Genomic DNA, 12,630 nt, shown 5'->3' with positions numbered 1-12,630 from the left:
TATATCTTTACTTATGCGTCTTACATAACTGTCATGTTTGTGTAAGAAACATCGATAGTGGCAAGAGTAGAGAGTGTATATAGTTGAAAATAGAGAATAGAAGAAATGAGGGATGTCGAGATGAAAACAGTGTTAGAAGCAAAAAATATTGAAAAAGTGTATGACACGGGTGGTAATAAATTTGCAGCGTTAAAAGGTATTAACTTACAAGTAAAAGAAGGTGAGTTCGTTGGAATTATGGGACCTTCTGGTTCGGGTAAGACAACTTTACTAAACGTTCTTTCTACAATTGATAATGCGACGAACGGTGAAATTTTAATTGATGGAAAAGATATTGTAAAGATGAACGATGATAAGCTAGCGTTATTCCGCCGTGATCATTTAGGATTCATTTTCCAAGATTATAATTTATTAGATACGTTAACGGTGAAAGAGAACATTGCGTTACCTCTTGCGTTATCAAAGGTGAAAGCGAGTGAGATTGATCGCCGCGTTCTTGAAATCTCAAAGAAATTCGGTATTGATCATATTTTAAGTCAGTTCCCATATCAAGTGTCGGGCGGACAGAAGCAGCGCTGCGCAGCATCACGTGCGATCGTTACGAATCCAAGTATGATTTTCGGGGACGAGCCGACTGGAGCGCTTGATTCTAAATCAGCGACAGATTTACTTGAAAGCATGAAGTCGTTAAATGAATATGATAACTCTACAATTTTAATGGTAACGCACGATGCATTTGCGGCGAGTTACTGTAAACGAGTTATTTTCATTAAAGATGGTGAGTTATATAAAGAATTGCACCGCGGTGAATCAACACGTAAACAGTTCTTCCAAAAAGTCGTTGACGTAATGTCTTCTATTTCTGGAGGTATGGCTGATGACCTTATCTAGCATTGCCCTCCGCAACATACAGCGGAATTTTAAAGACTACTTTGTATATTTTGCATCTATGATCTTTAGCATCGTCATTTATTTTACATTTAAGGCGTTGCAGTATAATTCACAAATGGAAAAAGCTGCGGAAGCTTCTAAAAAAATTAGCGGAGCATTTCAAGTTTCAAGTGTTATGCTAATTATTTTCGTAGCGGTATTCATTATATATTCAAACGGTTTCTTTACAAGGAAGCGTAAAAAAGAAGTTGGACTATATTCCTTATTAGGTATTCGAAAAAGACAGATTGGTAAAATGCTCTTTTATGAAAATATGTTAATGGGGTTAATGTCTTTAATTATCGGAATTGCGATTGGTAGTGTCCTTTCGAAATTATTCCTTGAACTGCTAGTAAGCATGATGGGATTAAATTTAAATGTTCATTTTGAAGTACCGATGGCTGCAATTGTGGATACAGCACTTATTTTCTTTGTGATTATTTTGTATACATCACTTCAAGGATATCGCTTAATTTATCGATTTAAGTTAATTGAACTTTTCAGGGCAGAACGCGAAGGAGAAGCAATGCCAAAAGGATCAGTAGTGATGGCATTAATTTCAGTTTTCTTAATCGGTTCAGGTTATTTCTTAGCGTTAATGTACGTGAAGGCACTGCAGTACGCAGACTTTATGGCAGTCGCGCTTTACATTTTACTGGCGACAGTATTAGGTACGTACTTACTATTTATGTTCTTTACAGTATTCGTATTAAAACGTGCAAGAAATAATAAATCATCGTTTTATAACGGCATGAATATGGTAACAACATCACAGTTACTATACCGTATTAAAGGAAATGCAAAGTCACTTGCGACAATTTCTATTTTAAGCGCGGTAACATTAACTGCGGTCGGTACGTCAGTTACGATGTATTACAACACATTTACGCAATCAAAAGCAGTTGCACCATATAGCTATTCTTATGAGAAAAAAGATGCAGAGCTTGATAAGAAAGTAAATGCGATTTTTGCAGAAGAGAAGCAAGATCATCCAATCAAAGATCAATTTGAAATTGAGACAGTTCCTGTAAAAGGGAAGTTTGAAGGAGACAAAGTTGATTTCATTCTGAATATGAACTATAGGATTTCAGAGAAGTATCAGTTTATGTCTCAGTCAGAATTTAACAAGCTTGCTAAAAAAATTGATGCGGAAACAGTGAATGTAGCTGCTGGTGAAGCATTTATATACGATAGCTCCTATATTGAAGGGCATGAGTTTAGTCCACAATATAAAGGAAACAAAGCGGTATTCCAAATTGGAAACGAAACGAAGCAATTAAAAATCCAAGGTGCAAATGATGTTGCGGTTACCAATTTAGGTGAATTAGTTGTTGTCGTTTCAGACGATATGTATGAGCAAGCGAAGCAAGCATTTGGAACACGCGTTGTAAAAAATATTGATGTAAAAGATGAAAAAGATAGTAAAGTATTAACAGAAAAGTTAACAAAGGTGATGCCAGCTGGTGAATCAGAAATGGTACCATCGTTTAGAGATTTCTATACTGGTTTCCATATGGGGCTTGAAGCAACAGGATTAATGATGTTTATTGGAATGTTCTTAGGTCTTGTATTCTTACTAGCAACAGGCTCTATCATTTACTTCAAGCAATTAACGGAAGCGAATGCTGACCGTGAGCGTTACGTTGTACTTCGTAAAGTCGGTGTAACGAAACAAGAGATGAAAAAAGCTATCGCAAAACAAGTAAGCTTTATCTTTGCAATTCCGTTAGTCATCGGAATTCTGCACAGCTTATTTGCACTAAAAGGTTTAGCGAATTTACTACCATTCGAAATTATGATTCCGCTCCTAATTAGTATAGGAGTATATGGCGTCATTTATATCGGATATTACTTCATAACAGTTCGTTCTTATTATAAGATTGTGAGTGCGAAATAATAAGTGAAAATAAGAAAGCCATTTACCTAATTTTTTATGAGGTGAATGGCTTTTTTTCGGTCTAAATACTACCGTGCATCGATTATGTCGATGAAACTAAAAGTATGTTTTCGGTCAAAGGCATCTATGCATACTAAAGAACGCTTTAAAGGATTTAATTCAATTACAGTCATATAACTTGTAGGGAAATAATGATCTTTATAATAAGTGATCAATATTTCTTTTTCTGAAATGTAAGAGCGTAATAAAGTATCTTCAATTCTGTCTCTATCATCATATGGTGATACTTTTCGCGATTCTTTTATGTCAGTCGATTTTGATATTGTTGTACTACTCATGCTTTCTATTCTCCTAACAATATATTTTCTATATAGGAAGGTTCATCACTATGGAAGTCTACTACTGATTACTCAGAAGTACCTTATGTTCGTTTTATTATGGATGATTGGAAGCCAAATTTGCTTAGTACTAAAAAATTATCAAATTCATTCACTTATTTATAGTAATTATTTGTCATTCTTGTACTTTTTTGAATGGGATTAAAACTTTATTAAGGTGAATTTGGATGAGGGAGAATAAAGTGAAACTTTAATCAGCGGGGGTCTTACTGCCCGGCAAATAGCGGGATAAATGGATTTGAAGAAGGTGAGCCAGTAGGGTAACTAGCTCACCTTCTGTTAGAAAAGCGTTCTTATATAACAGTATGATTTTCACGATATTGTCTAGGCGTCATACTAGTAATTTTTTTGAAGACTCGTGTGAAATAACTTTGATCATTAAAATTAAGCCAGGCACAAATATCTGATAATGGATAGGTCGTTAATGTTAATAATTTTTTTGCTTCTTCTACTCGTTCCCTCTGGATGTATTCAATTAAAGGAATTCCTACTTCTTTTTTAAACAGTTTTGATAAATAAGTAGGGGAAATATGTAAAAGATTAGCAAGGTCATTTAGAGATATTTCATCGTAAATATGTTTGTGAATATGATTGAGGCACGTAGTAATGGAATTAGAATATGATTGATTACTATATTCTTTCACACGTTCTGCAAAAGTACATAATGCATCTTCAATTAACCTATTTACGGAATACATGTTATCTAATTTTTCAATCGTTTGTATATATAAAGTACCGAGTGAAAAAGCAATATGTGATGGAAGATTACCGTCTATCGCATATCGAATAGCTAGCGTAATGGCGATAATGCCATTATTTTTTTGGTTTCTCAGTTGATCTCCTTTAGATGAAATTGCTGCATCTTCTTGTGGATATGAATACGCATATTGTATGACCTTTTCTTTATTACCTTCTTTAATTGCTGAAAAAAATTTACGTTCCAATGATATGTCATAATTTTGCGGATCATGGCGGCGACGTTTTGAAATATATAGATCAGGATTTACGATTTTATAAGAAACATCTTCGAGTAATTTGTTTTTTTTCCAAACAATATCACGATCTAATTTTTCATTGAAAATTACGTAATGTAACCAAATACTTATATCAATTAGCGTGCTTTTTTTAATCTCGGGTAGAAATTGATAGTAGTCTATTCCTTGTTGCATTGTATGATTACAGTTGAAATATTTCATAAGCTTAATCGCCATTTCATCTGACACTTTTGGATAGGTAGTCGGGCCGATTATAATCGTTCCTTTTATCTGTTCATGATTTGTTATATGGATGCTAATGAAATTCTCAAGATACTTATTCCCTTTGAAAATTGGAAAATTACAAGGAGCGTTTTCTTGATAAATTTCATTAAGATGTTCGTCTTTAGAAGAATAAAACGGACTACCAATCGTATGAGAAGTAGATTCGTATACAATTTTTTTATCAGTAGATAGAAACTGAACAGGCACATGAAACGTTCTATGTACAAGATCACATAAGTGCTGTAGATCGATGGAATTATTCATTAGCTTCTCCTTTTAAATAGTTTTGAAATACTACATATGAATTAAATGTACATTTGTTTCTATAAAATACTTATTGTTTGAATGTTTTTGCTCACATGAAAAGAATTACATATATTGGATAGGAATGAAAGGCAATTTACAAATTAATTTCCACATATGTTGTATGAAAATAGGCATAGCGATGGTACCTTCCATAAAATTTCTTTTTATATCTATTATATCAAATTAATAAATATAAAAGAGGTATTTATATAGGGAATACGAAATGTTTCATTCTTCATAAAATCTTAAGAAATCTCCTCAATTTTTGTTAAGAAACGATAGTTATACTTAGAAACAAGTTAAAAACTATTGAACGAATGGGGAGAGGGTTACATGCAACTCATAACATTCTTACATGAATTTATAAAACATCCGAAACATACTGGTGCAATTGCGCCAAGTTCGAAAATATTAGCAAAGAAAATGGTAGATGTAATTGATTTTAATAGAGCGAAGTGCATCGTAGAGTTAGGGCCTGGTACAGGGGTGTTCACGAAAGAAATTATGAAGAGAAAGAAGAAGGAAACAATATTTCTTCTTATTGAAATTAATGAAGTGTTTTGCAAAGAATTAAAGAGAAATTTTAAAAATGAGCAGAACGTTATTGTTGTACACGGTTCAGCTGAAAATATAAAGAAGTATATGGAAGAATTCAATATAGAATGCGTTGATTACGTCTTATCGGGATTACCTTTTGCTTCTTTACCAGAAGAAGTTTCAAAGCGTATTTTAAACAATGTAATCGAAGCGATACATGAGAACGGTGAATTTATTACATTTCAATATTCACTTGTGAAAAAAGGATTTATACAGCATTTCTTTCCTGAAATTACGCTAGAGAAAGTGTGGCTCAATTTCCCGCCAGCGTATGTCTTTAGCTGTAAAAAAAAGCTAAGGGGAGCATATGCATAATGGAATTACATGAATTATTATCTTATATTGAACAATACGGTTACTGGGCATTATTTTTCTGTTTGTGGTTAGGTATTATCGGTATGCCAATTCCAGACGAAATGATCGTAATGAGCGGTGGTTTTGTCTCTTCACTAGGGATATTAAGCGTCATTCCAGCATTTTTATTAACATATTTAGGCGTTGTATCTGGGCTATCGTTAGGTTATATATTAGGGAAAATATTTGGTACGAAAGTACTTGATAAGCTAATGAAAAAGAAAAAAGCGAAATATCTTTTGAAATCTCAACAAATGGTAGAGAAGTATGGTCATTATGCGTTAGTCACAAGCTACTTCATACCAGTTGTAAGACATATCGTACCGTATTTAGTAGGAATGAATAACATGTCATTTAAGATGTATGCTTTGTATTCCTATACGACAGGATTTGTTTGGACACTCGTTTACTTTGTTTTAGGTTCTTTATTTGGGCAACATATTGAATGGATTGTAGCAGTTGCGATAGAGTATGGTGTGTATTTTGGCGGAATTGTTTTTGTTGTTGCGAGTGGTACTTATTTGTATAAGCAAAGAAGAAGTACGGTGATGAGTAAGTAAATAGAATAAAGTTTTATGCTTATTGAGAGTAGTATAAAAAGGAGAGTTATTTTGTAAAATAACTCTCCCTTTTAATGTAATAGTTCCTTATTACTTACATTAGGTGTTGTCTGAAATACAGTTATATAAATTGTTAATATGGTGGTGTTGATTAGATTAGCTAATACAGTCATAAAATCACTTGATGGAGTGATAAGAACGAAGATTGAAAGTATAGCAGAAGCAAGTGGAATAAACTTTTGTAGCGTAGTTAACTTTCCATTTTTATGAAGCTTCGAAGACTGAAAGAAGCAAAGTAAGAAAATAAAGGATGTAGATAATAATCCTAGATAGCCCCATCCATCTTCAATATACCAAGGTAAAAAGCTCATTCTTGATGTGAAAATAAATAAATTGAATACTAACGTGCTAATGATTAGCGTGTTTAAAATGGTAATATTCCTCTGTTTTTTCATTTGAATTACACTCCGTAATTTATTTTATACTGCTATTTATGGGCAGCAAAAAATACTGATTAAAATTGCAATTTATTGAGATGTTTTTGCCATTTCCATAAATCGCTGTTCAATTTCATCTAGTTCGAATGAATGGCATATTCTACGGTCTTCTTTATCTAAAATTCGATAATGTTGAGATAAAATATTTTGTTGTATTTGGTAACCGTTTAATTCTTTTATTTGTCGCCACCACATTTTTCCTCCTAACGTTTTCGGGAAATTCGTATTGTAATATGTAAAAGCGATTGTTTTTATAATTTCATTCACATCATCCCCGAATGTCATCTGGACTGTGTTGCTCTGTTCGAAGAGTGTTACGACACAAACTGCACCTGACCATGTTAGCGTGCGTCTTCCTTTTTCAATTTCCACTAATGTTTTCTTTGATAAACCAATAATTTCTGACATTTTATCTTGTGATAAATCATTTTCAACACGGATAAGTTTTAATTTTGAATTAACGAGTTCAATAAATTCTTGTTTATTCATTATGCATCTCCTTTTTTTATTTAGTGTAAAATTACACTAAAAGTGTAGTTTTGTCAATTTAAGAGTGAAGAGTTTTTTGAGCTTACTAATTAATATTTCACTTTTAGTTTAAGAAAATGTTAAGAAACAGTACGAGTTTTTATTAAGAATTACGCCCTATACTGAGAAACATCTTAAAGAAAACATAATGAAAGGCGGAATATAGATGAAAAGATTTATTTTTGGATCATTACTTGTTATTGTGGCAGGAGCAGCATATTTATTAAATGGGAGTAAATTATTAGATCAAATGAATCCATTTCTTGATATAGAGAATCATTATGCAATTATCGATACGGATGGAAAAGAGTTAGTTGGAAATAGAGGCCGTGAATATACGGTTAAAGCTTACGATCAGGATGGCAAGGAAAAAGAAGTTACAATTGACGGAGTAGATGAATTACCAAAAGGTTCATACTGGCATGTGCTTACGAGAGGTAAGTTCTTATATGATAAAGTGAAAGTAACGATAGATAAAATTCCAGATTGAGTAAAGATGAAGTTAGGATTGTAAGTATAAAACCGATTCTCAATGTGGGGATCGGTTTTATTATTTTATGGTAAAATATAGAAGAGGGAGTGAGAGTTATGCTACTCATCGTTAGCCTTATATTAATCGGGATTATGTGTAGTATGAGAATAGTATCTTTACATATGATAGAACGAGAAAAGATAGAAGAGAGATATGTGTATTGTCCAAAATGTGATGCGAAAATCCGAAGAGGAAATTCTGCTCCTTTTTGTTCGAAATGTAATTTAATATTTTAACTATAGGAAATCCGAAATCATTTTGTATGGTTTCGGATTTTTTTATGTTGAAAGTAGAAGAAATAAAGAGCGGAAAAAAGTTTGAACAAGGAATTGATTATACAAATATTATTGAAGGATATCCCATTATTATGAAATATTTCATAGAGATAGGTCGAGAAGTTTTGATGGTCTTATTACATGATGGAAGAGGGATTCTTCCTACTATGCTAGAGTGTGATGAATGTTATAAGACTCAATTAGATGATATTGAGGAAAGTTGATAAAAAGAGCTTGAAACCATTCAAGCTCTTTTTTATTACTATTTATGTCCTAAAATATGCTCAACCTCATGCACACTTAATTTACTTGCCTTAGCAATTGTTTCAAGTGGTATACCAAGATTATGCATACTTTTAATCATTTGAATTTTCCCTTGTTGAACCCCTTCTTTTCGCCCTTTTTCTAAGCCTTTTTCTAAGCCCTTTTCCATGCCTCTTTTCATACCTTCTGTCTCTGCATGGGCAAATTTTGCTGCTTCATCCATTAAAACTTTCTCCCTTGCGTCATAGGCTTGTCGGAAAGAGGAATCTTGACTCATACGTTCCCACTTGTTTATTGCTTTTTGTAAAATAGGGTCTTGGTTCATAGCAATATCCTCCAATGTTTTAGTTAAGTATTCATCCTCATTTGCTGAAAGCAATAAAAGCCAACGAACAAATGGATCTTTCCACGGATTTACTTTTTCTTCATGCCATTGTTTTGTTAACTTTGGAATTTCTACAATGTGAATTTCTATGTCTTCACTCAAGAGTTTCTGTTGCTGTGAATTCCATAATGTGCCCGTTGTATGAAATTCTTTGTGGTCTGAGAACATTATAAAGTTCAATAAATTAATGGTGATGGTTTTATGAAGCGAACTGTAAGGCATACCTTTTTGTAATTGAGATGTGTATAATTTTCCCCAATAATATAAACTACGTTTCATCATATCGTGATTATTATTGAGCTGTATTTCTACATTTACTTTTGTTCCTGTGTTTAATGTCGCTGAAATATCTAAAATAGATAACTTATCCTCTTCATATGCCCGGTGTAAATGTGGATCTTCCAGTTGTAGAGAAGCGATGGGTGATTCTAAAGACTCTCGTAACGTAGCGTTTAAAAATGCAATTAGAATATCTTCACTACCATTCGTACCAAACAATTGTTTAAATGCAAAATCAATGCGTAAATTAGCTAACTGTTGGTTGAACAAAGTTTGTTCTCTCCCTTATATTAAGGTGCTTCTTTCCTTCATTGTACCTAAAAATAAATAGGGCATGCAAATAGACCATTCTGCTATTTTATTAGAAGTATTATTAGAAAGTAAAAGGCAATTATGTCTATGTTATACTCTAGTGAAATTGAATTCTTCCAATCAGTAGCGGCTGCTATAGAGAAGAAAGACCCAAGCATTATTGTGAATAAGGATTCTAATACGCACTGGAAAGATTGGGTGGAGTTTGATTGTGACTGAAAAGGATAGGAGAAAGAATAATAAATGAAAAGAAGAAGAAAAGCCGGAGAAAAAGTACAAATGAATCGTTTTGCACTACCTCTATGCTACGGAAGTGAAGCACCTTATTATTATTACGAGGTAGCGCCTCATGAAAGAGAGGAACGCTTCCATTTAACATCAGAACTTTGCGTAATGGACGATGAACATTACTTTATTAGAGGTTGTTTAGAGATTCCTATCATTGATTACCACGAAAATTTCATATGGACTGTGTGGGTATCACTTAGTAAAGAAAGTTATGGTGAAGTATTAGAAAAGTGGGATGAGAGAGGCCGAGAAAATAGTGACTCTTATTTTGGTTGGTTATCTGTAGAAATACCAGTTTATCCAGAAACATTAAATTTAAAAACAAATATGCATATAAAAGAAGTTGGAATGGCACCGTATGTTGAATTAGAGCCAACCGAGCATCCTTTAGCGATCGAACAAAGAAATGGAATTACTTTAGAGAGAGTGAAAGAAATACAAAAAATGATTCAACAATATAATTAGATTAGAAGAGAAAAAACGAGTGCTAGCACTCGTTTTTTATTACACAACCGCAGGATTATAAATCATCGTAAAGTGTCCTTGCAATAATTCAATTTGACAAGGTGTATGAAGCGAGCTTTCTCCATCTGTATCTACTTCTTTTTCTTCTTCTGTTTCAATATGAATGGATTTCGCTTTTACGTGGAAGATGTCATTTTCATTTGAGTCTTCAAATAGTTTCTTTCCGATATAATCTTTAAACGCTTGAATGCCTGTTGATTTTACAACGAAAATATCAAGTGTTCCGTCGTCGCACTTTACGTTCGGAATAAAGGACGGGATACCGCCAAGATATTCACCGTTTCCAACCATAACAAGGACAGCTTCGTCTTCATATACTTGCCCATCGTACGTAATTTTTACGGGGAATGTTTCAGCATTTTTGACAGTTCGAATGGTGCTTAAGTAGTAACCGATTTTACCAAGCTTTGCTTTTTCTTCTGCATCAATATTGTTTGATACTTCAGAGACAAGTCCAATACCCCAGAAGTTTAAGAAGTATTGGTCATTTGCTTTTGCAACATCAACTGGTTTTACATGTCCTTGTGTAATAAGCTTTGCTGCTTCTGCAATGTTTTGCGGAACGCCAAGTGTACGAGAGAAGTCGTTGCAAGTTCCGCCTGGAATGATTGCAAGTGTAGGTCTAGTTTCAAGAGGTGCTAAGCCATTTGTGCATTCAAATACAGTACCGTCACCACCAAAGACGATAATTAAATCTACTTTACTAGCAAACTCTTGGCAGTATTTTGTCGCATCGCCTTGCTCTTTCGTATGAAGGATATGTAAGTCAGGAAAAGCTGCCGCGAGAGGTGGTACGATTTTCGTTAAGTTCGTATGTAAATCACCTTGTCCTGCTTTCGGGTTTACGATGAGGAGTACTTTTTCAAATTTTGTTTTTGTCATTTTATTCTCTCCCTTTGTCTTTTACGAATCGTGATAGAAAATAAACTTCCACCAGTAATTGATGGAAGTTTATTCTATTATATTATTCCGTTACAACTGAAGCGATAAATGGTAAGTTACGATATTTTTCTGCGCAGTCGATACCGTAGCCTACGATAAATTCGTCTGGAATTTGGAAGCCAACATATTCAGCCTTTAAGTCCACTTTACGTCGCTCAGGTTTATCAAGTAACGTACAGAATTTCAATGCTTTCGGTTTATGCATAAAGAAGTGATCTTTTAGGAAGTGAAGCGTTAAACCAGAATCGATAATGTCTTCTACGACAATTACGTTTTTTCCAGTAATGTTTACATCGATATCTTTTAATAGTTTTACTTTTCCAGTTGTTTCTGTTTGATTTCCGTAGCTAGATGCAGAAATAAAGTCGATTGTTACATCGTTTTTAATGTTACGAATTAAATCAGCAGCGAATACGAAAGATCCTTTTAATACAGCGATTACTACGATTTCTTCTCCTTCAAAGTCACGTTCGATTTGAAGTGCTAGTTCTTTTACTTTTTCTTGTAATTTTTCTTCAGAAATTAAAGTGTCTTTTATTTCAATATTCATTAGAGTCCTCCTACAGTGTAAAACTTGTGAACATTTCGACTGTAAAGGATAGAAAGGAAAAAGTCAAAGAAGATATAAGTTTTTTACAGAAATCCCCACAAAATAATCAGATGATATGATATACTGATTACATTAAGAAAACGCTTTCAAAAAAAGGGTGATTATGATGAAAAAGAAAGAGTATACAAGTGCAACATTTATAAAAGCCTTACTTTTAACAATTGTTCTTGGTAGTTTGGCTTACATAATTGATGTACCAGCGATTCGGATTTCACTAATTGGAATGACTTTAGTATTAGGCGCAATTTCCCACGGTATGATGTCACAGCTGCAAGAAGCTGGAGTCGATCATATGAAAGATCATATAGATGAGAAATGAGAAACCTTCACGTGTAGAGAGTGAAGGTTTTTTTGTTTCTTACAAAAATGTAAGGTAGTTGTAAGGCAAATCGATAGTTGCATAGTAGTGTTTTGGATAAACTATAGGTGTAAGGTAAAAGGCAAGCATATTTTAGGTAAATTAAGTTTTAGGCACTCTATATGTGAAAAAGGAGTAGGAGGGCATGGAGAAACGTTGGACGACCTTTTCTTTTTTAGCAACTAGCAACACCGTAATGCTAGCTGGCGAAATGGATTTTTTGCACTTGTTTGATCGAGAAGACGATCATTCTTCTTCTAAATTTACAATGAAATGGAATAAATGGAGCGAAAGTTGTAGGTTTAAAGAAGAGACCCCTAACGAAGAGCAAAAGATTATTTTGACAAACCCTATTAAAGCGTGGGTTGTTCAACGTCGTAAGTGTAACGTCAAAAATCACTTAAAGAAAACTGAGCCGAGACAATTAGTTATTACTCCGGCCCATTCTACTTCTACATCACGCGAAAGTAACATGTAAATATTGAGACACACACCCGAAAAAACATCGTATATATTGCGATGTTTTTTTATTTT

Annotated in this window: 18 protein-coding genes; 11 read left to right on the top strand and 7 right to left on the bottom strand. The window is 33.6% G+C overall.

Features of this window, described 5'->3' with window-relative positions; genetic code table 11:
* The first annotated feature begins 120 nt into the window (after positions 1-120).
* Complete coding sequence (locus K5S59_RS14535; RefSeq protein WP_000859656.1) at positions 121-891, top strand: ABC transporter ATP-binding protein; 771 nt, start codon at positions 121-123, stop codon at positions 889-891.
* Positions 878-2,827 carry an ABC transporter permease gene (locus K5S59_RS14530; RefSeq protein ID WP_000176135.1) on the top strand — a complete coding sequence of 650 codons (1,950 nt, stop codon included), beginning with the start codon at positions 878-880 and terminating at the stop codon, positions 2,825-2,827. Before K5S59_RS14535 ends, K5S59_RS14530 begins: the two co-directional genes overlap by 14 nt.
* A 68-nt stretch (positions 2,828-2,895) precedes the next feature.
* Here K5S59_RS14530 and K5S59_RS14525 read toward each other — a convergent pair whose 3' ends face one another.
* Together K5S59_RS14525 and K5S59_RS14520 are read right to left on the bottom strand one after the other, a co-directional pair.
* Complete coding sequence (locus K5S59_RS14525; RefSeq protein WP_000099708.1) at positions 2,896-3,165, bottom strand: YolD-like family protein; 270 nt, start codon at positions 3,163-3,165, stop codon at positions 2,896-2,898.
* Positions 3,166-3,518: 353 nt separating this feature from the next.
* Entirely contained in the window at positions 3,519-4,748 is a 1,230-nt protein-coding gene (locus tag K5S59_RS14520; protein ID WP_001065632.1) for a helix-turn-helix domain-containing protein, read from the bottom strand.
* Between the two features lie 375 nt (positions 4,749-5,123).
* On the opposite strand from K5S59_RS14520, the gene K5S59_RS14515 reads away from it, so the two are divergent.
* Together K5S59_RS14515 and K5S59_RS14510 are read left to right on the top strand one after the other, a co-directional pair.
* Positions 5,124-5,702, top strand: coding sequence for a class I SAM-dependent methyltransferase (locus K5S59_RS14515; protein WP_001176074.1), 579 nt, complete (start codon positions 5,124-5,126; stop codon positions 5,700-5,702).
* The gene (locus K5S59_RS14510) at positions 5,702-6,301 is read left to right on the top strand and encodes a DedA family protein (protein ID WP_000418921.1); all 600 of its coding nucleotides are present in this window, start codon (positions 5,702-5,704) and stop codon (positions 6,299-6,301) included. The genes K5S59_RS14515 and K5S59_RS14510 overlap by 1 nt, the downstream gene beginning before the upstream one ends.
* A 71-nt stretch (positions 6,302-6,372) precedes the next feature.
* Here K5S59_RS14510 and K5S59_RS14505 read toward each other — a convergent pair whose 3' ends face one another.
* Together K5S59_RS14505 and K5S59_RS14500 are read right to left on the bottom strand one after the other, a co-directional pair.
* Positions 6,373-6,756: a hypothetical protein gene (locus K5S59_RS14505; RefSeq protein ID WP_000744762.1), complete on the bottom strand. Its 384-nt coding sequence runs from the start codon at positions 6,754-6,756 to the stop codon at positions 6,373-6,375.
* A gap of 72 nt (positions 6,757-6,828) precedes the next feature.
* Positions 6,829-7,287 carry a helix-turn-helix transcriptional regulator gene (locus K5S59_RS14500; RefSeq protein ID WP_098258967.1) on the bottom strand — a complete coding sequence of 153 codons (459 nt, stop codon included), beginning with the start codon at positions 7,285-7,287 and terminating at the stop codon, positions 6,829-6,831.
* Between the two features lie 205 nt (positions 7,288-7,492).
* Here K5S59_RS14500 and K5S59_RS14495 point away from each other — a divergent pair, with 205 nt between their 5' ends.
* The 3 genes from K5S59_RS14495 to K5S59_RS14485 all read left to right on the top strand — a co-directional run bounded on the left by K5S59_RS14495 (position 7,493) and on the right by K5S59_RS14485 (position 8,357).
* Positions 7,493-7,816 carry a YxeA family protein gene (locus K5S59_RS14495; protein ID WP_098258968.1) on the top strand — a complete coding sequence of 108 codons (324 nt, stop codon included), beginning with the start codon at positions 7,493-7,495 and terminating at the stop codon, positions 7,814-7,816.
* Between the two features lie 98 nt (positions 7,817-7,914).
* On the top strand, positions 7,915-8,094 hold the full coding sequence (locus K5S59_RS14490) for a hypothetical protein (RefSeq protein ID WP_076541023.1): 180 nt from the start codon (positions 7,915-7,917) through the stop codon (positions 8,092-8,094).
* Positions 8,095-8,138: 44 nt separating this feature from the next.
* Complete coding sequence (locus K5S59_RS14485) at positions 8,139-8,357, top strand: hypothetical protein (RefSeq protein WP_098147025.1); 219 nt, start codon at positions 8,139-8,141, stop codon at positions 8,355-8,357.
* Positions 8,358-8,395: 38 nt separating this feature from the next.
* On the opposite strand, the gene K5S59_RS14480 is transcribed toward K5S59_RS14485, so the two are convergent.
* Positions 8,396-9,331 carry an Rpn family recombination-promoting nuclease/putative transposase gene (locus K5S59_RS14480; RefSeq protein WP_220784059.1) on the bottom strand — a complete coding sequence of 312 codons (936 nt, stop codon included), beginning with the start codon at positions 9,329-9,331 and terminating at the stop codon, positions 8,396-8,398.
* A gap of 123 nt (positions 9,332-9,454) precedes the next feature.
* On the opposite strand from K5S59_RS14480, the gene K5S59_RS14475 reads away from it, so the two are divergent.
* Together K5S59_RS14475 and K5S59_RS14470 are read left to right on the top strand one after the other, a co-directional pair.
* The gene (locus K5S59_RS14475; protein WP_162937148.1) at positions 9,455-9,592 is read left to right on the top strand and encodes a DUF7003 family protein; all 138 of its coding nucleotides are present in this window, start codon (positions 9,455-9,457) and stop codon (positions 9,590-9,592) included.
* A 24-nt stretch (positions 9,593-9,616) separates the two neighbouring features.
* Entirely contained in the window at positions 9,617-10,126 is a 510-nt protein-coding gene (locus tag K5S59_RS14470; RefSeq protein WP_098258969.1) for a DUF2199 domain-containing protein, read from the top strand.
* 39 nt (positions 10,127-10,165) lie between these two features.
* Here the strand turns inward: K5S59_RS14470 and K5S59_RS14465 are convergent, their stop codons facing one another.
* Positions 10,166-11,068: a diacylglycerol/lipid kinase family protein gene (locus tag K5S59_RS14465; protein WP_098258970.1), complete on the bottom strand. Its 903-nt coding sequence runs from the start codon at positions 11,066-11,068 to the stop codon at positions 10,166-10,168.
* A gap of 82 nt (positions 11,069-11,150) precedes the next feature.
* Positions 11,151-11,678 carry a hypoxanthine phosphoribosyltransferase gene (gene hpt, locus K5S59_RS14460; protein ID WP_001019293.1) on the bottom strand — a complete coding sequence of 176 codons (528 nt, stop codon included), beginning with the start codon at positions 11,676-11,678 and terminating at the stop codon, positions 11,151-11,153.
* Positions 11,679-11,841: 163 nt separating this feature from the next.
* Between hpt and K5S59_RS14455 the strand changes: the two genes are divergently transcribed.
* Positions 11,842-12,057: a hypothetical protein gene (locus K5S59_RS14455; RefSeq protein WP_002073368.1), complete on the top strand. Its 216-nt coding sequence runs from the start codon at positions 11,842-11,844 to the stop codon at positions 12,055-12,057.
* A gap of 184 nt (positions 12,058-12,241) precedes the next feature.
* On the top strand, positions 12,242-12,574 hold the full coding sequence (locus tag K5S59_RS14450; protein ID WP_120450958.1) for a hypothetical protein: 333 nt from the start codon (positions 12,242-12,244) through the stop codon (positions 12,572-12,574).
* Positions 12,575-12,630: the final 56 nt, after the last annotated feature.

It is taken from the genome of Bacillus sp. BML-BC051 (assembly GCF_019656175.1).
GTDB classification, from domain to species: Bacteria; Bacillota; Bacilli; order Bacillales; family Bacillaceae_G; genus Bacillus_A; species Bacillus_A mobilis.
The sequence above is the reverse complement of the archived record's forward strand: the minus strand, read 5'-3'. Positions and strand labels throughout refer to the sequence as shown.